Genomic DNA, 21,123 nt, shown 5'->3' with positions numbered 1-21,123 from the left:
TTAAAAGATTTTTTTGCAAACCTAATAAATCAGCAATTCTTTTTTAGGGTTTTCAGGTTACGCTATCGCTAACCCACCCTAGCGATCTTTTAGTGTATCAGCTATAACTACGACGAATACCTGCAAGAACGCAATGTCACTGCTAGCCCCGACTGCAGCGGTATCCTGCTGGTTTGGGCGAGTTGCGGTGGCTAGAGTTTGAGGTGGTGTCGAGGTAACAGCAACATCTCAACTCGTGTCACCGCCTCGCCCAGACTGGCAGATACAAGCGGAAGGCGGGATTAGCTCCCCTACTTCTAAGAACACTCAAACTCCAAACACAAAAAAGGTGAGCCGAAGCCCACCTTTTTTTATGTCTAAAGTTAACTCAAACTATCCTAACGCAACCAAGCGCGGGCGTTACGGAACATACGCATCCACGCACCGTCCTCATCCCACGCTTCTGGTTTCCAGCTGTGATTGTAGGCACGTAGCGTACGCTCAGGGTGCGGCATCATGATGGTGACGCGACCGTCGGTGCTACACAGACCTGTGACACCGCCGAGCGAACCGTTTGGATTGAGTGGATAAGTCTCAGTTGACTGACCTTGGCTATCGACGAAGCGCATGGCAAGTTGACCATGTTTTTCCATACCGTCGATTTCAGTCGTGTTTAGTGTGGCATAGCCTTCACCGTGCGCGATAGCGATTGGCAAGATACTGTCTTGCATACCTTTAAACAAGATAGACTTGGTACGCTCAACTTTTACGTTGACCGTACGCGCTTCAAAGCGAGCGGATTTATTGGCGATAAAGCGTGGGAAATTCTCCGCGCCTGGGATGAGGTCTTTTAGCTGCGCCATCATCTGACAACCGTTACAGACACCGAGTGAGAAGGTATCAGGACGGGCAAAGAAGCGGACAAACTGCATGCGAAGCTCGTCATGGAACAAGATAGAGTTCGCCCAGCCAGAGCCTGCGCCGAGTACATCACCGTAACTAAAGCCGCCACAAGCGACCAGACCGTCGAAGTCACGTAGATTGATGCGACCTTCTAGCAGGTCGCTCATGTGTACATCGACCGCTTCAAAGCCAGCTTGGGTAAAGCCTGCTGCCATTTCTGTCTGACCATTGACGCCCTGCTCACGCAAGATAGCGACTCTTGGTTTATTCTCACGACTGGCTAAGTATGGTTCTTCAACTTTTTGATTCAGATCAAAGTTCGGCGCAGCGATTAGACCTTGATGGCTAGCGTCGCTAATCAAGTCATACTCTTGCTGTACGCATGCTGGGTTGTCACGGCGACGGGCGATCTGATAGCTGACCTGACTCCATTCTTGTTGCAGCTCAGAACGCCTAAAGCGTAGGGTATCATCACCCATGTGCAAAGGCGTTTGGATGATTAAACTATCTTCTTCCGAGCTTTGACCGACGAGACTGAGCATATCGCTGACGTTAAATTCTTCTGCCATTTGCATTAACGCAGCGACATTTTCTGGTAATACTTGAATGACTGCGCCCAACTCTTCACTGAACAATTGACCAAGCAGATTATCATCGGTCAATGACAGCTTGATGCCTTGACGGCTAGTGAATTGCATCTCAGCGATGGTCGCGAGCAAGCCACCATCACCGATATCGTGATAAGCACTGATGACGCCTTGCGCGTTGCCTGCTTGGATAAAGTTAAAGAAGTCGACCAAGTCACTTGGTTGCCCTAAATTCGGGCAGTCATCACCTAATTGGCTTAAGGTTTGCGCAAGGATTGAACCACCTAGACGTAACTTGCCTTTAGATAAATCAATGCGATAGAAAGCGCTATCACCGTTAATCAATTCAGGCGTTAAGGTTTTTGCCACGTCAATAACAGGCGCAAAAGCAGTAATAACCAAGCTCATTGGCGACACGACTGATTTATCCGTGCTGCCGTTCTCGTCTTCATCCGTCCAGTTAGCACGCATCGATAGCGAATCTTTACCAACGGGGATAGCGATACCTAATGCTGGACATAATTCTTCGCCAACAGTATGTACGGCATCAAACAATGCTGCATCTTCTGCATCATCGCCACAGGCGGCCATCCAGTTCGCTGACATAGTAATGTCAGATAACTGAGTAATACGTGCGCCAGCGATATTAGTAATGGCTTCACCGACTGCCAAACGAGCAGAAGCTTTTGGATTAATCAACGCAACTGGCGTACGTTCACCAACGCTCATCGCTTCACCGCTCATTGGCTGACCATCTAAGGCAACCAAGCCTGAAGCCGTAACGGCGCAATCAGCAACGGGTACTTGATAACGACCAACGAACTGATCACGCACAACCATACCCGTGATAGAGCGGTCGCCAATGCTGATCAAAAATGATTTGCTAGCAACGGTCGGATGACGCAACACGTCTTTGATAGATTCAGCTAAATTAACTTCGCCTAACTCTAAAGCTGGTAAGGTAATTTCTTGACGCTCAAAACTACGCTTCATCTGTGGTGTACCGCCAAGCAATACTTGCATCGGCATATCGACTGGTTGCTCAGGGAGCAATTCATCATTCACAACAAGCTGACGTACTTCAGTGGCTTCACCTAAAATGGCATACGGGCAGCGCTCACGAGCACAGATGGCATCGAACTGATCCTTGCTCTCAGGGCGAATCGCTAGCACATAACGCTCTTGCGCTTCGTTTGACCAGATAGCCATTGGCGACATGCCAGCTTCTAGCGACGGAATTTTACGTAGATTTAGCACCGCGCCCATTTCATGGTCATTGACCAATTCTGGCATCGCATTAGACAGACCACCTGCACCGACATCATGTAGCGAGACAATTGGATTACCGTCTTTGCCATTATTGCTTGCATCAACGTCATTACCAGCTAGCGCCCAGCAGCGATCCATCACTTCTTGACAGCGACGTTCCATCTCAGCGTTATCACGCTGTACAGAAGCAAAGTCCAAGCCTTCATCAAGTGAACCACTATCAACTGAAGATGCCGCACCGCCACCTAGACCGATTTGCATAGCAGGACCACCAAGGACGATAAGCAGGTCACCTTGTTGAATGGCATTTTTTTCAATCAAATTGCGTTTGATATTGCCGTAACCACCGGCAAGCATGATTGGCTTATGATAGCCGCGCATTTGGCTGCCGTCTTTTGCCGCTGAAGTATCCAATTGGAAACTACGGAAATAACCGCATAGGTTTGGACGACCAAATTCGTTTGAGAAGTTGGCTGAGCCTAATGGTGCTTCGGTCATAATCTCAAGACTGGTTGCCATACGATCTGGCGTACCATAATCCTGTGTACTTAATTGACCTGACTGCTCCCATTTTTCCGCAAGCTCTGGAATGTGAAGATGTGACACATGGAAACCAGTTAAACCGGCTTTTGGCTTACCGCCACGTCCGGTTGCGCCTTCGTCACGAATCTCACCGCCCGCGCCCGTTGCTGCACCTGCATACGGCGCGATAGCAGTTGGATGGTTATGCGTTTCGACTTTCATTAAGATATCGATTTCTTCTTGATGGAAATCGTAAGGATGGATTGAGTTGGCGTCCATTGAATCCGTAGGAATCGGATAAAAACGCATCCCTTTAGAGCCTGCCATCACTGCCGCGTTGTCTTTATAGGCAGACAAGATGCCTTGCGGATTGGCTTTATAAGTATTCTTAATCATTTGGAACAGTGACTTTGGCTGTACCGCGCCATCAACTGTCCACTCAGCATTAAAAATCTTGTGACGGCAATGCTCTGAGTTTGCCTGTGCAAACATCATCAGCTCAACGTCGGTTGGATTACGCTTGAGCTCATTAACATAGGCATTCATCAGATAATCGATATCTTCACTCGATAACGCAAAGCCAAATTCTTTATTGGCTGATTCTAACGCCGACTGACCTTGTCCAATCACATCGATATGATTCAGTGATGCCGGCTTTTCATCGTCAAACAGTTTATTTACGTCATTTAAATCATAGACCAAGCTTTGCGTCATACGGTCAAATAATAGTTGCTCAGCGGCTTTAGGTAGCGTTGCATTCACTTCGCCGTCTGCTTTTCCATCGACGGTTAGCGTATAAACAATGACGCGCTCAACACGATTAATGGCAATTTCACAGTTATTAAAGATATCGGTCGCTTTACTTGCCCATGGCGATATCGTACCAAAACGTGGACCAACGATAACTTGTAGTTGATTGCTATTTGGGGCTTCAAGGACAGTGCCACTGTCGACAGCAAGTAAGTCTAGCGCTTTTTTATGCTCATCACCTTCGAGTTCTCGTGATAACACATACACTTGCTGGGTATGAATTTGGCTGACATTTAGCTCGGTTTTTTGCTGAAACTGACTGATGAGTTGCTGCGTCTGAAAATCGGTAAGAAACGGTTGTCCGGCGATGGTCATCATAAAGGCATATTCCATAGGATATAGGCAATAACAGGCATCTCTGCCATGCTAAGTAAATGGTTCGCGTATTATAACAAGAAGCCCTGTAATAAGCAGGACAAAACCAAGATAAATTGCCAATTGCTTCGGTAATATCATGCTAAAGCATTGAGCAAATACTGACGATTTGCTATCAAAACAGCAAGGCTGACGGCCCAGCGTCACAATTTTTACCTAAAGCTTATAATCCTTACAAACCCTCACATCGCCTTACGGGCAACCTATATAAATAGCCCAGCAGAAATCGCTATTCTAGACAGCAGTTCTTGACGAGCTAGTTTTTATAAAACCAATTTTTATAAAATAAACGGTTTGTATACACTAACCTGTTAATGATTATTTCCCTAACAACTATAAATTCAAAATTTATTTACAATAATGAAAAAGGATATCCACAATGAGTAACCAAGAGCATCTCGATAAAATCCAAGCCGTCATCAAAGACATGAAATTTGCCATGATGAGTACCAGCAATAAAAAAGGCGATATTCATGCGTGGCCAATGACCACAAGTGAAGTCAACCTTGATAATAAAGAGATCTGGTTTATTGGCGATAAGACATCAGACGTCGTCAAAGATATTCAGGATGATGCAAGAATCGGGCTGACTTATGCCACTCAAGATGAAAAGAACTTTGTTTCTATTAGTGCTAACGCTGAATTACCGACAGACAAAGCTAAATTGGATGAGCTTTGGTCGCCAGTTTACAATGCCTTTTTTGAGCATGGTAAGGAAGATGAAAACGTACAATTGACTAAAGTAGTTCCTCATGGTGCAGAATGCTGGCTTAGCGGTAGTACAGTGGTGAATATGTTTAAGATGGCAGCGGCAGCCGTACAAGAAGGCAAAACTGCTGAAGATATGGGCGAGACCTTTTCCGTTTCTTTATAATTTATCATTAAGCTATTAAATAGCTAAGAAAATTTATCATAAAAAACGCCAGTAGCTGATGCGACTGGCGTTTTTTATTGACTGGGCTTTATAGTTTTAGAATAAAGTATAAGATTTAACCGCTATATATTTAGCTACCTTTACCCACTTTGCTTTAAATATGGCCACGCAGCTTTAAGATAAATCATCATCGACCATAAGGTCAGAATCACTGCCGCTACCATCAAGACATAGCCGATGGTTTCAAGCGATTCCCAATTTAACAAAAGCACCGTAATCGCTATCATCTGAAAGGTGGTTTTGAGCTTACCTACATAAGACACCGCTACACTGGTACTTTTACCCAGTTCTGCCATCCATTCACGCAATGCCGATACGGCGATTTCACGCGAGATAATCACAATTGCTGCTATCGCCATGATGATATTGGGATGCCATTGCACTAAGATAATCAGCGCGGCTGCTACCATCAGCTTATCAGCGACTGGGTCTAAAAATCGACCAAAGGCTGATACCACATTGAGCTTACGGGCAAAATAGCCATCGAGCCAATCGGTAATGGCTGCTAGGATAAAAACGCCTGTTAATAACAAGTGACGCAATAGACTGTCGCTAAAGTCACTCATACCAACCTTTGCAATCACGTTATCAGAGATTGCGGGCATGCCGATCCCCATAGCAGGTGGCCAATAGGCAATCGCAACAAATAGCGGAATCATCAAGATACGCGCAATCGTCAGGTTATTGGGCAAATTAAAAATACTTTTGTTATTCTGCGTACTTGACGGCTCCTGCGGATGCAAATGCGTGCTCTCAGTCATGGCAAACCCAGTTTAATATTGACCTAATAATGACGGATAGCTTAGCATTTTTCAGCCAAGTCGTCATGCCCTCTATGTAGGTATCGTTTATGCCAAGCGTATATTTTTCTAATTGAGCAATTTTTATCCTAGATGTGACGTATTTAGCCATTTTAATGAGTGATAGCTGATTTTTATCACTGTTCCTTATCGCTATTTTTTGCAAAAACACCTCAATACTGTTGAATGCCTAGATACATCCATACATACACCGTCTAAAACGTAATAACATGTAAGCAAGCTTAGGAAAATAGCTGAATGTCGGTTATTATGAGCCGATGATATCGATACACTTGTACACTAAAAATTGTAAGCAGATGTAAGAGTCTCTTGAACTGTCTCTTTTCAACCAAATATAAATAATAAGAATAACCCCTAGTAATAATAAATTTGTATCAATTTATTTGTGGCTCATGATTTTTCATTTGATCACATGATAAGTTTTCCTCAGTCCACGGTATCTCCTCCGTGGGCTCTTTTTTTACCCACTATTCAGTCGTTTTATTCGCTGGGTGTCCTTTATACATTGTCTCGCAGTATTTTCATTGGTTTCTACAGCTTTTCTTTTGACTTAAACGGCTCAGAGAATTGCAAGATCAAAAAACCAACCACAGACAAGATAATCGCAATTTCATAACGCCCATAAGCGACTGAGATACCAATAGCGCCAGTATTCCAAAGGCTTGCTGCCGTTGCTGTACCTTTTGAGCCTTGTTCATTTTTAAATATCGCGCCGCCACCGATAAAACCCATGCCGGTGATGATGGCATACATGATTCTCGCCTCACCAGTCGCATCATAAATATCCATACCAACGAGCATAAAAGCACAGGAAGCAATGGTCACTAAAGGAAAGGTTCTAAGCCCTGCGCCGTTGTCTTTCATCTCGCGGTTGAGTGCAATCGGTAAGGAAAGAATAAAGGCAATTCCTAATTGAAAAAAATGAAATTGCATCAGCTCCATATCGATATCAAATCCAGACATAGCGTTCTACCTCCTCTTATAACGATAAACGTTTTAATTTTTAGTGTTGGTTATGAGCTTGTTTACCGTTTTAAAAAATACACTTTCAGTCATCGTTTTTAACTGATTGAGTCAGCGCAGATTTTTGCTACGGTTTGTTTTGCCATCTGATAGCAGCTTTCGATGTTACCTTGTCCACACCAGTCGCCACTGACAATCCATTGACGCGGCTCATCAATTAAAATACCAAACTCTGTATTATCAAGCTGCTTAAGGGTTGCAGCATAACGCCAGCGATGACAATCGATTTGGCTTGGCGTACTATTTTCATCCCAACTCAACGCTTGCTTTGCTGCTTGTAGCAAGATTGCTTTTACAGCTTCTATATCGTCATCGACATGCTGCTCCGACCAATCGTTGCGAGCATGAATAGTAATACTGGGTAATAGACTGCCATGGTCAGGTTTTTGATGTTCAATAAAGATACGATCGAGCACCGAATCCTGCACATAAGCCACATCCCATAAAGGGGGTGACGTGTTTAATGCAGGAGGTAAAAGCTGCTCTTTATCCCACCCAAGCATCAAGGTATAACAGGCCTGCATCTGTGTTTCGCTAATTTTTGCAAGCTCTTCAAAATTGCTATCCGCCATCAGCTCTACAGCTTGACCATTGGGCGCTGTACAAATTACCCAATCATAGCTGCCAAGGCTGTTGCCATTCTCATCAAACAGCTCAGTTTTGTTATTAGCCTCATTTTGTTCTACAAAATCTTCTTTGCGTAATGGCGCCACACGAGTTTTAAAGTTTATAGTTGTATGCTCTAGTTCATCAGCCAAGACACGACCCCAACTGGTCATTTTGGGCGTGCTGATATAACGCGCTTGGGTACTGCTCCATTGCTCCTTGGCTTGTATGTCAGCATTCTGAGCGGCATCGTCAGAAGGTATTAAGTCCACCACATTGGCATACCATGGCTGTAATAAATCACTTTGTAGCCATGGTTTGATAAACTGCTGAAAGTCAGCACTTTTGGCAGTAAAAAACTGCGCGCCAAATGCCCATTGCCAGTTTTTATGCGTTGCGCTGTCCATGCGATAGCGTGTTGCTAAACGACCAACGCTACGGGATTTCTCAAAAATAGTAATTTTAGGTGATAATGATTTACCGTTTGCTTCAATAAAAATGCGCTCCAATAACGTAGCCGTAAATAAGCCAGTCAAACCCCCGCCAATAATCGCAATTTTCGGTATGGATTGTTCAGTCGTATGCAAAGTAGAATCAGTCATAATGACAATAAACCTTATAAAATATTTAGCAAAATAGTAAGTAGTCAGATGAAAATAAGGGGGTTATTCTAAAAAATATCAAACCTCTAAAGCCTGCTAATATCCATGATATCTCGGTAAAAAGCCATGCTACTTTTATAGCATGGCTTTTTACCTCAGCTTCCAATCATTTTTAAGCATTGACCCTATTCAAATTTTATTGATATTGGACAATCAATGTGATTTTGCCCGTTCTGTCTTGACCACTTCGACTAGCTCGTTAATAACTGAGCTGTCAGCTAGGGTAGATAAATCACCCAATCCAACATATTGCCCTGCCGCTAGACTACGCAAAATACGGCGCATGATTTTACCAGAGCGAGTTTTGGGTAAAACATTGACCATATAGATGGCATCTAAATTGGCAATCGGACCAATCTCAGAGCGCACATGACGGTTTAACTCCGATTTTAGTGCTTCAGTTGCCGTCTCACTCGACTTTAAGATAACAAAAGCGCAAATACCCATACCACGTATATCGTGTGGCATTCCTACGACAGCTGCCTCTGCCGTCGCTGGGTGTGCAACGATCGAGCTTTCAATTTCTGCTGTGCCCAGTCTATGTCCTGACACATTGAGCACATCGTCGACACGACCAGTAATCCAATAGTGACCATCTTCATCACGCTGTACCCCATCACCAGTAAAATAATAGCCAGGATACTCGGTAAAATACGTCGCTAAAAACCGCGCGTGGTCTTGATAAATGGTACGCATCTGACCGGGCCAGCTACTATTAATCACCAAATTACCCTCAGCAGCACCTTCAAGCGCAACACCATCAGTATCAATGACTTCAGGGACGATGCCATATAGAGGATTCATCGCCGCGCCCGGCTTCATTGCGACCGTCCCCGGTATTGGCGCGAGCATAATACCGCCCGTTTCTGTCTGCCACCAAGTATCGACAACCGGACACTTGCTGCCACCGACGACATGATAGTACCAGTCCCATGCTTCAGGATTAATTGGCTCACCAACCGTCCCAAGTAAGCGCAAACTTGAGCGATCCGACTCACGTACAAAGGTATCGCCCTCTTTCATCATAGCTCTGATAGCGGTCGGTGCAGTATACAAGACAGTAATTTGGTGCTTATCGATAATATGCCCAATGCGTGCCCATGTCGGATACTCTGGCACGCCCTCAAACATAACGGTCGTAGTGCCATTAGCAAGCGGTGCATAAGTGGCATAGGTATGACCCGTCACCCAACCGACGTCTGCGGTACACCAGAACACGTCATCATCTTTGATATCAAAAACATCACGAAACGTGGACAGCGCATAAGTGATATAACCGCCTGTGGTGTGCAACACGCCTTTTGGCTTGCCTGTTGAACCAGAGGTATATAATAAAAATAGCGGGTCTTCTGCATTCATGACTTCAGGTTCGCAGTGCTGCGACTCACCATCGACCAAGCTATGATACCAGATATCACGGCGACCACTCATCGGCACCGAGTTACCCGTACGATGGACGACGATGACATTACTGACGCTGTCAGTGCCATCCATATCTAGCGCGCGATCGACATTGGCCTTGAGTGGCGTACGCTTGTTACCACGGATACCTTCATCAGCGGTAATGACGAGCTTAGATTGACTATCAATGATACGATTACCCAAGCTCTCAGCAGAAAAACCGCCAAATACCACCGAATGTACCGCGCCGATACGGGTACATGCCAGCATGGCAACCACCGCTTCTGGTATCATCGGCATATATAAGGTAACGCGGTCGCCCTTTTTGACCCCAAGCTTGCGCATGGCATTACCTAAGCGACAAACGGCTTCATACAGTTCTTTAAAGGAGATTATTTTATGCAAGGAAGGATGATCCCCTTCCCAAATGATGGCAGGCTTATAGGGATTATTTTTGACGTGGCGATCCAGACAGTTGACCGAGATATTTAACTCACCATCCTCAAACCATTTAATGCGAAAGTCTTCTAAGTCGTAGCTGACGTCGCTGATTTTAGTGGGCTTTTTTATCCAATCAATCAAATCGGCACGCTCCGCCCAAAAGGCATCCGTCGCCTCAGGTGACAAAATTGATTGCTTATATTGTTCAGCATACTGCTCGGCGGTGATATTGGCTGCGGCGAGGAATTCAGGCGCAATGGGAAATGATTTTTGAGTCATGAGCTTTATCCTTTTTTAATTATTATGACCTGTAGCAAACATCGCTGATAGTGAGGATTGGCACAGGCAATAAGGGTCATCTTCCATAATAGTGACACTCAAAGACAGTTTGACAAATATGCTGAATGGTTGCAAGGCATCAACCACTAATCACAACAATTGTATAGCACGCCAGTATGTTTAAGATTGCAGATTCTATGGCTGGTATTTTTTATCGCTCTTTTTTGAAAATGCAGTTGCGACAATGCTATTTAATCCTTGTAACCTGTTATAAAACATGGACAATAGCAACCTGATATCAAGCGCTATAATTGATATCGCCATTCTTTATATGACAATAGGCTCTATGAGCCTTATTTGCTCTTTTAAAATCAGGAACTACCGACCATGGACAATCACCGCACTGCCTCACAATACTCGCATTATGATGTCATCATCATTGGTGCTGGTGCGTCAGGGTTATATTGCGCATTAACCGCCGGTCGCCGTGGTCGACGCGTATTGGTACTTGACCACGCCAATAAAGCGGGCAAAAAAATCCTTATGTCTGGTGGCGGGCGCTGTAACTTTACCAATTATTTTGTGGAGCCTGAGCATTTTATCGGTAGCAACCCACATTTTTGTAAATCAGCGCTTAGTCGATATCCGAGTTGGGAGTTTATCGGTATGGTTGAGCAGCATAAAATACCCTACCATGAGCGCGAGCATGGTCAGCTATTCTGCGATGATTCGGCGCAAGATATCTTGACGATGCTGCTCGATGAATGTGCCGCTGTCGGTGTACAAGTCAGGCTCAACACTCAAGTCGACAGCGTTCAAGCATTCGAAAACGATAAGAAGGCACGCTTTCAATTATCGACCAGTAAAGCGCTGAGCAAAAAAGAAAAGCAAGAAAGAAGAGAGGCTCCAGAGAACACTAAGCCTGTGCAAACAGGTATTCGCTGTGAGTCACTGGTCGTGGCAACGGGCGGACTGTCCATTCCAACCATGGGTGCGAGCGGTTTAGGCTATGAGTTGGCACAGCAATTTGGTCATAGTCTAATAACGACTGATGCCAGCTTAGTGCCTTTTACCTTTACCGATAAAACTGGCGAGTTGATTCGTACGCTTGCTGGTATTAGTCTCCCTGTGATTGCCAGCAATGATCGCATCTCATTTAAATTGCCACTACTATTTACCCATCGCGGACTCTCTGGTCCTGCTATGCTGCAATTGTCCAACTACTGGCATACAGGCGAAACCATCAGTATCAATCTGCTCCCCAATATCGATATAACAACCCTATTGCTTGCACATAAAAAAACACATCCAAGACAGCTTATCCGTACGGTATTGGCTGATTATACAGACAATGCCTTACCCAAAAAATTGCTTGCGGCTTTACAAACGACTCTGTGGGATGACATCAAAGACAAAGAGCTTGCCAATATTAAAGATGAGCGTTTAGTTGAACTTGGTGAAACGCTTAATGGTTGGCAGCTAAAACCTTCTGGCACCGAAGGCTATCGCACTGCTGAGGTCACGCGTGGCGGCGTCAAGACTGATGAAGTCTCCTCAAAGACCATGCAAAGTAATTATCAAGATGGTCTGTATTTTATTGGTGAAGTGCTGGATGTCACAGGCTGGCTCGGTGGTTATAATTTTCAATGGGCGTGGGCAAGTGGCTTTGTCTGCGGTGAGATAGTTTAAATCATATTGACCAAACCATAAAAAGCCACCTTACGAATTATCGCAAGGTGGCTTTTTTATTGACCGTCAAACCATTACGCTTGGTTTAAAAACGGATAATCGGTATAGCCTTCTGTGCCGCCACCATAGAAGCTTTGCGGATGCTGCTCATTGAGTGCCGCGCCTTCGCGAATACGCTCAGCCAAATCAGGATTGGCGATATAATCACGGCCAAACGCCACGGCATCGATGTAGCCTGACTTGATGTTTCTTTCAGCCTTTTCCGCTGTATAACCACCTGCGGCAATGATTGTCTGATCAAAGGCATCGCGAACACGCTGACGGAACGCATCGCTATAAGGCGTTCCACCTGCCCAATCAGGCTCAGATAAATGCAAATACATAATAGTGCGTTGATTGATTTGCTCAATCAGCCAAATGTTTTCATCTTCGTTATATCCAGCTTCCACATTATTAAACGTACCAAGTGGTGAAATACGAATACCGACATGGTCCGCATCCCATGCGTCGACACAAGCATCAATCACAGCCAGCATTAAGCGCGCACGGTTCTCACGGCTACCGCCATATTCATCAGTGCGCTGATTGGTATGCTCAGCCCAAAATTGATGTAATAGATAGCCATGTGCACCATGAATTTCCACTCCATCAAAACCCGCCTCTTTAGCGTTTTTGGTCGCAAGACCGAAATCAGCAATAACTTGCTCTATCTCTTCCAGTGTCGCAGGACGCGGTGTGGTCGCTTCAACTCGAATGGCTTGGTTGTTGCTATCGCGCAGTGAAGTACGTACTCCCACATGAACATCGGAGGCAGAGATCGGCGCCTTACCGTCAGGCTGAACACTTTCGTGTGCTACAAGACCAGTGTGCCAGAGCTGTACTACTATCTTGCCGCCTTTTGCATGGACATTGTCGACAATGGTTTTCCACGCTGTCGTCTGATCTTCGGTATGGATACCAGGCGCGCCTGCATAGCCTTTTGCCTGAAAAGAAACCTGTGTCGCTTCAGCAATGACAAGCCCAGCACCGCTACGCTGTGAGTAGTACTCGCCAGCAAGCGCTGTAGGGACGTCACCGGGCTCGACAGAGCGCAAGCGCGTCAAAGGTGCCATAATAATGCGATTTTTTAGGGTTTGGGTGCCCATTTTGACGGGTTCGAATAAATTATCATGTGCCATAAAAAGCCTTATTTGCTGTTATAAAAATACGGTTATAGAATTTGTTAATGATGAATAATTCACACTTAATATTACGTCCAAAACGCATTAAGCACGCTATTCATAAGCCGTGTTCTTTATAGGGCGTAGATACGGTAATTCCAAGGAAAAATTACAAACAAAAATATCAATATGGCATGATATCGGTATTGATAATACTCATTATTCAAAGCCTCTTACTAGCATATTAAGCGAATGACTTTAATCAAATTGGCTGATTATTTCATTAAGCCTTTATCCAGCGGATGGCAACAGACAATCAAGATATCTTTTGGAGCGATGCTGCCCATTACCACTACTTTTGAAGAGCTGATCAAACGGGCGGTATTTTGGGAAGATTATGGGTGACGTTATCCCAATGGCTACGCGGTAAAAGACGCCAAATTTTTATTAGATGTACATCGCAATGCGATTTTCTTCGATTTGGCGTGCCGATGGCGACAATAGGGAGTGCTTAGAAGGGCTATTTTCTTCGATTTGACGTGCCGATGGCGACGATAGAGAGTGCTTGGAAGGGCTATTTTGCCAAAATAAACGTGTCGAAGGCTAAATCTAAAACATCCAAAATATGGATCATTTTTATTTAACCGTTAACCGAATACATTAGCCACAAAAAAAACCTGATTTTACACAGGTTTTTTTATATGAAATTTAAAAATAGTAAATATTTTATGATTTGAGCATCTTTTTAAAAGACAAATTCAAAGACAAATAAGTACCAAATAATATCACTATTGAACCAATGATCGCGGGTGTATCCAATGCCTCGCCAAGCAGCAGATAGCCTAAAATAATGGCAAAAATCGGAATCACCAAAGTAATACTGGTTGCTCGTACCGGACCGATACTTTTAATCAACTGATTCATAAAAATTAGCGCGATGGCAGTCGAAAACACACCGATACAAATAACAGAAATCCAAGCCGTTACGCTGATGTTCTTGCCATAAGGAAACTCATAAACCGCCACAGGCAACATAATCACACTGGCAATGATAAGCGAGCCTGCGGTAATCGCTACTGGTGAAACATTTTCCAAGTAATTTCGAGTGATATTTGCCCCAAGCGCGTAGCCAACACAGGCCAGTAATGCGTAGCCCATCGGTAATAAGCCAGAACCTGACCCAGCGCCTTGCCCGCCAAATAAGTTTTCACTCATTAGAATCATCACACCGATCACACCAATGACCAAACCGAGAATTTGCTTTTTTGACAGTCTGTCTTTAAAAAATACACTGGCAATAAAGCCGCTTATCATTGGCACAGATGCATTAAGCACTGCCAATACGCCAGCGTTTACCGAGCGCGCTGAAAATGCAAACAAGATAAAGGGCACTGCTGCGGAGAAAAGCCCAACCAACGTTAATACTTTCCAATTTTCACGAATGCCTACTCTGTTTTTCTTTTTTAATATTACAAACACCAACATCGTCAGTCCAGCCAAGACCACACGTAGGCTGGCAAAAGCTAACGAGCCAAATTCAGGCACGCCAATACGATAAAAAATGAAAGACAGCGACCACATAAAGGACAAGGTGATAAAAATAATGAGGTCGCGGTTAGACATGAGATGATCCTATCGAGCATTAGACAGTAAAAAAACCTCGATGATAACTGGTTAAGCGCTCAATAGGTATTGTATTTTCTGTACTTATCACAGATTTATTCTATAAATCCACCTTGTCCAAAATAAAATCGATGTCTTTGTCACCGCGCCCTGACAAATTGACCAAAATCGTCTCATCCGCTGACATATCTTTGGCGATTTTCATGGCATAAGCGATGGCATGTGCCGACTCTAAGGCAGGAATAATACCCTCAAGGCGCGACAATGCCATAAACGCTTCTAAACATTCTGCATCAGTCGCTGATTCATACGTAGCCAGTTGTAAATCTCGTAAATGCGAATGCTGTGGTCCAACCCCTGGATAATCTAGACCAGAAGCAATCGAATGTACCGGTGCTGGCTCGCCTTTTTCATCGAGCAATACATAACACTTAAACCCATGAATCTCGCCTTTGACGCCCAGTGACATCGTCGCCGCATGATTGGGTGTATCTAGGCCTTCACCTGCGGGTTCCACGCCTATTTTTTCTACATCTTTATCATCAAAAAATCCGCTAAACATACCAATGGCATTGGAGCCGCCACCAATACAAGCAACTACCTTATTGGGCAGCTTACCCGTCGTCGCTAAGAACTGTGCCCGTGCTTCATGCCCAACCACCGACTGAAAATAGCTGACCATTTCAGGATATGGCGCCGGCCCCAATGCCGAGCCAATCGCAAACATACTGGTATCAAGCTCATTCAAATAAGTCTCAAAAGCGCTATCGACTGCTTCTTTTAGCGTACCAGCACCGCGTGAGACTGGTACGATATTGGCACCCAAAATCTTCATCCGGCTGACGTTTGGATGCTCCTTTTTAATATCGACCACACCCATGTGTATTTCACACTCCATACCCATCAAGGCCGCTGCCGTTGCCAACGCTACGCCATGTTGCCCCGCACCCGTTTCGGCAATCACTTTGGTTTTGCCTAATTTCTTGGCTAATAATACTTCACCCAAACAGTGATTAATCTTATGCGCGCCCGTATGATTTAAATCTTCACGCTTAAAATAAATCTGCGCGCCGCCGCAATGCTCCGTCAAACGCTGCGCATGATAAATAGGACTTGGACGACCAACATAGGTCTCACGCAAGCGCTTCATCTCAGTGATAAAATCATCATTTTTAATGATTTCACGAAAACCTGCTTCGATTTCTGCCATGGCTTTAGCCAGCTCAGGATGACCGATTTTGCCACCGAACTCTCCGTATAAACCTTCGCTATTCGGTAGTATTGATTGATGTAAACCGTAGCCAGTTGCTGTATTTTGCGTTGTCATAACTAAGCCCTATTATTTTGAAATGAGTATTAGCATTAATATTTTGCCAAATTATTTAGCATTGTTAATAGTAAAAATATTTTAATGTATTTACGTTCTAGTACATTGAAACAAGATAGTAAGCGAAATTCCCTATTTGGTCAAGTTTACACGTCACTCTAAAAATAATTGACTAAGTGACTGGCTAAGACATTGACTAAAAGCTGGCAAGAATACTCAGTGAATTAAAGTTCGACTTGTCTATAGCTATTAAGGCAATAGCGTGACTGAAATAATAACGCAACCTATGTTTGCTAATATGATGCTCGCTTGGCTTAGCGCACCTTTGCGGTCGAAAGCTAATATTATTCAACTCGGGCTTTTTTTAGCTTAAATATCAAATTAGGATACACCATGCAACGACGCCAACTGATTAAAGCGATGGGTTTAAGCTTAGGCGCTATCAGCACCTCCGCTGCGGTGAGTGGCTGCCAAACGCTTGCTAAGCAGCCAAAACTACCAAGCACCATCACCCAAGCTGGACACTTTCCCAATATCATCGTCGGTAGTGGTTACGGCGGCGCGGTATCTGCACTACGATTAAGCGAAAAAGATCATAAAGTATTGATACTTGAGATGGGTATGCGCTGGGATAGAACGCCCGAACATAATACCTTTTGCAAAATGATTAGCGCCGATAAACGCTCAAGCTGGTTTAGCAATATGCCAAACGCCCCTATCCCGATTCCAATTCCTATCAGAAAATATCCTGGGGTTTTGGATTTAATCGAATATGACGATATGAAAGTATTCGCAGGGCGTGCTTATGGCGGCGGCTCTATCGTCAATGGCGCGATTGCCATTCAGCCAAAACGCGCGCACTTTGAAGCAGTGTTCCCATGGATTAATTCTGATGAGATGTACGATACTTATTTTCCCCGTGCCATGAAAAATCTGAGAGTCAGCCAAATCCCTGAATCGTTCTTTAATGAGTCCGAGCATTATGAATACACTCGCGCCGCTGAACGCCAAGCAGGAAAAGCGGGACTTAAAACCGAATTCTTCGGTAATAGCTACGACTTTGACTATATGCAAAAAGAAGCGCGTGGCGAAGTTTATGCTTCAGGACTGGGTGGCGAAGTGATTTATGGCAATAACGCTGGCAAATTTTCACTCGATTTAACTTATCTCAAAGACGCTGAATCAACGGGTAACGTCATAGTCAAAACTCTACGCAAAGTTAACACTATTCAAGCGCTCGATAATGAGCAACTCAGATTAGAAGTTCATGTCCTAAATACTACAGGCGGCATCGATAAAATTGAGCATTATACTTGCGATAAGTTATTCCTTAACGCAGGCAGTACGGGCACTTCAGAGTTACTGCTTAAAAGCCAAGCGGAAGGCAAGCTTACCAAGCTAAATGAACATATCGGCAAACACTGGGGACCCAACGGCAATATCATGACGGGACGCAATTTTGTCCACGCCGCGGGCACCACCCAATCTACCATTCCGGTCAAAGGGATAAATATGTGGGACGGCGATAGAAGTGGCTCAAAGTACAAAATCTTTGCCGAACTCGCGCCATTGCCATTGGGACTTGAGACTTGGACAACGCTATATCTCGCCATCACTGACAATCCAGAACGTGGCAATTATTACTATGATAAAGCCACAAAAACCGTCAAACTTAACTGGAAACGCGAGCAAAACGAGTACTCGGTAAACGCTGCCAAAGAGCTGATCGAAAAACTCGCCAAAGTAAATGGTGGCTCCACCTCGAGCTTACTGTTTACCAAAGGCTTCGGCGATAACTTCTGTTATCATCCGCTTGGCGGCTGTGTATTAGGCTTGGCGACTGATGAATTTGGTCGCGTCAAAGGGCATGAGAATATCTACGTGCAAGATGGCGCGTTAATCCCCGGTAGCGCTGGCGTCAATCCGTATGTGTTTATCACCGGACTTGCCGAGAGGAATATGGCGACTATTTTAAGGAAAGATTTTGTTTAGGGTGTTGAAAGTTTATAAAGCTGGGCTAGATAAAAAAACGCTCTTGATGAGCGTTTTTTTGGGTTTGTAGAAGTTATTTGATTTTAGGCTCTTTCCGATATTACCCATCATACCAACTGGAAATGTCTACGCTGAATTGGTTGAGATTAATGACACTACCTAATGGCTTCTTAAATAGTACTTCCATCTCACTGTAAACAGGAAATGAAATTGGAATTTCGGCCCCATTATCTTTACGACGATCAGATTCTGATCCATATAGCAAAATCACATCTATAAGTGCTTCGACACTCATTACTAGTGAATTTGCACCAACCTTAATAACATGAATTTTTTCTGGTGTTATTTGTTCAATATACTGATGGGTTGATATTTCTATCAACTCGACCACCGACTCACTATTTATTCGTTTAATCAGCATTTCATCAATATTCTCGAATAGCTTATCTGCTACTTCTTTTCTAAGCTCGTCAATCTTTTTAACAAAACCTAGTGTTACAGAAAGATACTGCTCTGCCGTTTTTTTAGTTTTTTCTGCTGAACTATTAAACTTCGATTCTTCTATATGAGTAAATTCACTCAAGTCATTTATGATGTCTTTTAGTTCGTTAGAAACATCATCCACTTCATCAATATAAAGCTTTTCAATTACGTAAAAATCAGAAAGACCACCTTGTATCGCGAATTTTATTCGATGTTTTCGAGTGATTCCGTTAGATGATGTCCCATCTGGTCTAAACCATTCACATTTTCTAAGCTCATTATCTGGCGCTAGTCTATGTAAAACATGCCTTGTAAGTTCACGCAGTGCATAAGCAAAATTATTCAACCTCAGTGCGTTAGGAGTTAAAAGGTTAATAAAAGCAGAATTCAATAATTCTTTTTCAAAACCATCAAGAAGTACACTGTTAATTTTTTCCTGATACTCATTTCTTAAAGATTCCATTTATATTCCTATATAAAATCGTTATTAACTTTTCCACTCACTCATTCTTTGTCGAGATATTTCTACTGCACTCTCAGAGAATAGTTCAGGATAGCGAAGTATTACTGCTTCGAAAGCATAGGCTTCCAAGCCCATCTCTAATAATGCGGTATAACCTTTTGTCTCAGATTTACGATCAACAGCGCGCTCGACAGCATTAATTATTCCGTATTTTTGAATCATTGGCCAAGTTCTAGATGCGCGTGTTTTCTTACCATTTTTGGCACTTAGCACCTCTTCATAAGCATAGACTGCTTTTATAGCTTCTTTCTCTGCCGACGTTTCAGCACCATAGTTTTCAGCTTTTAAGTGAATAGCTCGTTCTTTTGCTTGTTTTACCAAATCTTCTCTGCCTGCATCCAAAGCATTTTTAGCAAAAATCTCACATTTCTTAGGAGTGTCTAAGTTTTTTATCCTTTCATCCATAACCAAATCTCTTCTTATGCATCGGTTAGCTGGTTTGAACCAATGCTATTTGTTACTTAGTACCAGTCGTAATCATAACAGAAAGACTAAAAATAAGTTAACTTCTTAAAACCTCAGACTTAAACTGCTCCTATACCACACACTCATTGAATTCTAATCTCGCATCAGCAACAATGACAATATCTATTTATAATATTCACTATAGAACAATCATTTGAGAAAAAGGACAAACAATGAAACTGCGCATCTTAAAATCTGCCGTCACCAACCCTTGGTTTAACCTCGCCACAGAGGATTGGATATTTAATACCCTTAATCCCGACTCGCACACGCTATTTTTATGGCGCAATAGCGAGACCGTGGTCATTGGGCGCTCGCAAAACCCATGGGTAGAATGCAAAATTGATAAGATGGAAGCCGACGATGTGTTTTTGGCACGGCGTCAAAGTGGCGGTGGCGCGGTGTTTCATGATTTGGGCAATACTAATTTTACCTTTTTGTCGCCTAAAGACGACTACGATCAAGAAGCGAACTTTACCATTATCATCAATGCGCTAAAAAAACTGGGTATAGACGCTGAGTTATCTGGTCGTAACGATATGCAAGTCGATGATAAGAAAATATCAGGCAGCGCCTTTAAACATGCGGCAGATCGCAGCTTTCATCATGGGACTTTACTCGTCAATGCCAACATGCAAAAACTGGGCGATTATCTAAATCCGCATCCGCTTAAGCTGAAAGCAAAAGGGATAAAATCTGTCCGTGCGCGCGTCGCTAACTTGGTTGAGTTTAATGAAGACATCAATCACGAGACTTTATCCGAGGCGATTATCGAGGCGTTTTGCGAATACTATCGTGACAAAGATTATGGCGACACTACGCCAGTAGAAGAATTGGATGAAGCCAGTCTCGCCAAGCAGCCTAACCTGAATAAATACTATCAGCAGATGGCAGATTGGGATTGGCGCTTTGGCAAGACGCCTGAGTTCACCCATCACATTGAGACGCGATTTGATTGGGGCATTATTGATTTGCACCTTGATGTGAAGCAAGCAGTGATACGCGAAGTGGTCATCTTCTCTGACGCGCTAAACGTTGAGTTGATTGATCTTTTAAAAGAATCACTGGCAGATGTTAAGTACGACAAGCATGATATTAAAGCTAAGTTTGATGAGCTCAGCAGAGCGCATGCTGAATTGGCAACGCAGATTGATGATGTGTCTGAGTGGTTACGTGGTGAAATGGAAGGTTAGATTTTCTACAAGAAAAATAGTAGGCAATTAATCACATTTTAGTGGTTAATTGCTTG

The 21,123-nt window shown here is 43.7% G+C and carries 15 protein-coding genes; 5 read left to right on the top strand and 10 right to left on the bottom strand.

What is annotated here, in order from left to right; translation table 11 throughout:
* Positions 1 to 377: 377 nt before the first annotated feature.
* Positions 378 to 4,388: a phosphoribosylformylglycinamidine synthase gene (purL, locus tag M0221_RS01060; RefSeq protein ID WP_483284095.1), complete on the bottom strand. Its 4,011-nt coding sequence runs from the start codon at positions 4,386 to 4,388 to the stop codon at positions 378 to 380.
* Between the two features lie 436 nt (positions 4,389 to 4,824).
* Between purL and M0221_RS01055 the strand changes: the two genes are divergently transcribed.
* The gene (locus tag M0221_RS01055) at positions 4,825 to 5,319 is read left to right on the top strand and encodes a pyridoxamine 5'-phosphate oxidase family protein (protein ID WP_483284094.1); all 495 of its coding nucleotides are present in this window, start codon (positions 4,825 to 4,827) and stop codon (positions 5,317 to 5,319) included.
* A gap of 140 nt (positions 5,320 to 5,459) precedes the next feature.
* Here M0221_RS01055 and pgsA read toward each other — a convergent pair whose 3' ends face one another.
* The 4 genes from pgsA to acs all read right to left on the bottom strand — a co-directional run bounded on the left by pgsA (position 5,460) and on the right by acs (position 10,612).
* Positions 5,460 to 6,140: a CDP-diacylglycerol--glycerol-3-phosphate 3-phosphatidyltransferase gene (gene pgsA, locus M0221_RS01050; RefSeq protein WP_011512579.1), complete on the bottom strand. Its 681-nt coding sequence runs from the start codon at positions 6,138 to 6,140 to the stop codon at positions 5,460 to 5,462.
* Positions 6,141 to 6,731: 591 nt separating this feature from the next.
* Positions 6,732 to 7,163, bottom strand: a complete 432-nt coding sequence (locus M0221_RS01045) for an MgtC/SapB family protein (protein WP_011512578.1) — start codon at positions 7,161 to 7,163, stop codon at positions 6,732 to 6,734.
* Positions 7,164 to 7,261: 98 nt separating this feature from the next.
* On the bottom strand, positions 7,262 to 8,431 hold the full coding sequence (locus tag M0221_RS01040) for an NAD(P)/FAD-dependent oxidoreductase (protein WP_483284093.1): 1,170 nt from the start codon (positions 8,429 to 8,431) through the stop codon (positions 7,262 to 7,264).
* Positions 8,432 to 8,644: 213 nt separating this feature from the next.
* Positions 8,645 to 10,612 (bottom strand): acetate--CoA ligase, encoded by a 1,968-nt coding sequence (gene acs / locus M0221_RS01035; protein WP_483284092.1) that lies wholly within the window; start codon positions 10,610 to 10,612, stop codon positions 8,645 to 8,647.
* A 387-nt stretch (positions 10,613 to 10,999) separates the two neighbouring features.
* On the opposite strand from acs, the gene M0221_RS01030 reads away from it, so the two are divergent.
* The gene (locus tag M0221_RS01030; protein WP_483284091.1) at positions 11,000 to 12,301 is read left to right on the top strand and encodes a BaiN/RdsA family NAD(P)/FAD-dependent oxidoreductase; all 1,302 of its coding nucleotides are present in this window, start codon (positions 11,000 to 11,002) and stop codon (positions 12,299 to 12,301) included.
* A gap of 74 nt (positions 12,302 to 12,375) precedes the next feature.
* Here the strand turns inward: M0221_RS01030 and nemA are convergent, their stop codons facing one another.
* Complete coding sequence (nemA, locus tag M0221_RS01025; RefSeq protein ID WP_483284090.1) at positions 12,376 to 13,479, bottom strand: N-ethylmaleimide reductase; 1,104 nt, start codon at positions 13,477 to 13,479, stop codon at positions 12,376 to 12,378.
* Positions 13,480 to 13,713: 234 nt separating this feature from the next.
* Here nemA and M0221_RS01020 point away from each other — a divergent pair, with 234 nt between their 5' ends.
* A complete protein-coding gene (locus M0221_RS01020; protein WP_483284089.1) occupies positions 13,714 to 13,866 on the top strand; it encodes a hypothetical protein in 153 nt (50 codons plus the stop codon).
* Positions 13,867 to 14,187: 321 nt separating this feature from the next.
* Here the strand turns inward: M0221_RS01020 and M0221_RS01015 are convergent, their stop codons facing one another.
* A complete protein-coding gene (locus M0221_RS01015) occupies positions 14,188 to 15,084 on the bottom strand; it encodes a DMT family transporter (RefSeq protein WP_483284088.1) in 897 nt (298 codons plus the stop codon).
* Between the two features lie 100 nt (positions 15,085 to 15,184).
* Complete coding sequence (trpB, locus tag M0221_RS01010) at positions 15,185 to 16,411, bottom strand: tryptophan synthase subunit beta (RefSeq protein WP_133103883.1); 1,227 nt, start codon at positions 16,409 to 16,411, stop codon at positions 15,185 to 15,187.
* A 393-nt stretch (positions 16,412 to 16,804) separates the two neighbouring features.
* Between trpB and M0221_RS01005 the strand changes: the two genes are divergently transcribed.
* Positions 16,805 to 18,403 carry a GMC oxidoreductase gene (locus M0221_RS01005; RefSeq protein ID WP_483284087.1) on the top strand — a complete coding sequence of 533 codons (1,599 nt, stop codon included), beginning with the start codon at positions 16,805 to 16,807 and terminating at the stop codon, positions 18,401 to 18,403.
* Between the two features lie 100 nt (positions 18,404 to 18,503).
* On the opposite strand, the gene M0221_RS01000 is transcribed toward M0221_RS01005, so the two are convergent.
* Positions 18,504 to 19,349: a pPIWI-associating nuclease domain-containing protein gene (locus M0221_RS01000; RefSeq protein ID WP_483284086.1), complete on the bottom strand. Its 846-nt coding sequence runs from the start codon at positions 19,347 to 19,349 to the stop codon at positions 18,504 to 18,506.
* A 24-nt stretch (positions 19,350 to 19,373) separates the two neighbouring features.
* Complete coding sequence (locus M0221_RS00995; RefSeq protein WP_483284085.1) at positions 19,374 to 19,814, bottom strand: hypothetical protein; 441 nt, start codon at positions 19,812 to 19,814, stop codon at positions 19,374 to 19,376.
* 233 nt (positions 19,815 to 20,047) lie between these two features.
* Here M0221_RS00995 and lplA point away from each other — a divergent pair, with 233 nt between their 5' ends.
* Positions 20,048 to 21,067 (top strand): lipoate--protein ligase, encoded by a 1,020-nt coding sequence (gene lplA / locus M0221_RS00990; protein WP_483284084.1) that lies wholly within the window; start codon positions 20,048 to 20,050, stop codon positions 21,065 to 21,067.
* The last annotated feature ends 56 nt before the right edge of the window (positions 21,068 to 21,123 follow it).

The sequence above is a fragment of the Psychrobacter sp. ANT206 genome (assembly GCF_056880555.1).
Note: the sequence above shows the minus strand (reverse complement) of the source record. Positions and strands in the feature narration are given on the sequence as shown.

Excerpts from the sequence above, each read along its gene's own strand:
- purL (WP_483284095.1), bottom strand. The coding sequence starts at position 4,388 with ATGATGACCATCGCCGGACAACCGTTTCTTACCGATTTTCAGACGCAG.
- M0221_RS01055 (WP_483284094.1), top strand. The coding sequence starts at position 4,825 with ATGAGTAACCAAGAGCATCTCGATAAAATCCAAGCCGTCATCAAAGAC.
- pgsA (WP_011512579.1), bottom strand. The coding sequence starts at position 6,140 with ATGACTGAGAGCACGCATTTGCATCCGCAGGAGCCGTCAAGTACGCAG.
- M0221_RS01045 (WP_011512578.1), bottom strand. The coding sequence starts at position 7,163 with ATGTCTGGATTTGATATCGATATGGAGCTGATGCAATTTCATTTTTTT.
- M0221_RS01040 (WP_483284093.1), bottom strand. The coding sequence starts at position 8,431 with ATGACTGATTCTACTTTGCATACGACTGAACAATCCATACCGAAAATT.
- acs (WP_483284092.1), bottom strand. The coding sequence starts at position 10,612 with ATGACTCAAAAATCATTTCCCATTGCGCCTGAATTCCTCGCCGCAGCC.
- M0221_RS01030 (WP_483284091.1), top strand. The coding sequence starts at position 11,000 with ATGGACAATCACCGCACTGCCTCACAATACTCGCATTATGATGTCATC.
- nemA (WP_483284090.1), bottom strand. The coding sequence starts at position 13,479 with ATGGCACATGATAATTTATTCGAACCCGTCAAAATGGGCACCCAAACC.
- M0221_RS01020 (WP_483284089.1), top strand. The coding sequence starts at position 13,714 with ATGACTTTAATCAAATTGGCTGATTATTTCATTAAGCCTTTATCCAGC.
- M0221_RS01015 (WP_483284088.1), bottom strand. The coding sequence starts at position 15,084 with ATGTCTAACCGCGACCTCATTATTTTTATCACCTTGTCCTTTATGTGG.
- trpB (WP_133103883.1), bottom strand. The coding sequence starts at position 16,411 with ATGACAACGCAAAATACAGCAACTGGCTACGGTTTACATCAATCAATA.
- M0221_RS01005 (WP_483284087.1), top strand. The coding sequence starts at position 16,805 with ATGCAACGACGCCAACTGATTAAAGCGATGGGTTTAAGCTTAGGCGCT.
- M0221_RS01000 (WP_483284086.1), bottom strand. The coding sequence starts at position 19,349 with ATGGAATCTTTAAGAAATGAGTATCAGGAAAAAATTAACAGTGTACTT.
- M0221_RS00995 (WP_483284085.1), bottom strand. The coding sequence starts at position 19,814 with ATGGATGAAAGGATAAAAAACTTAGACACTCCTAAGAAATGTGAGATT.
- lplA (WP_483284084.1), top strand. The coding sequence starts at position 20,048 with ATGAAACTGCGCATCTTAAAATCTGCCGTCACCAACCCTTGGTTTAAC.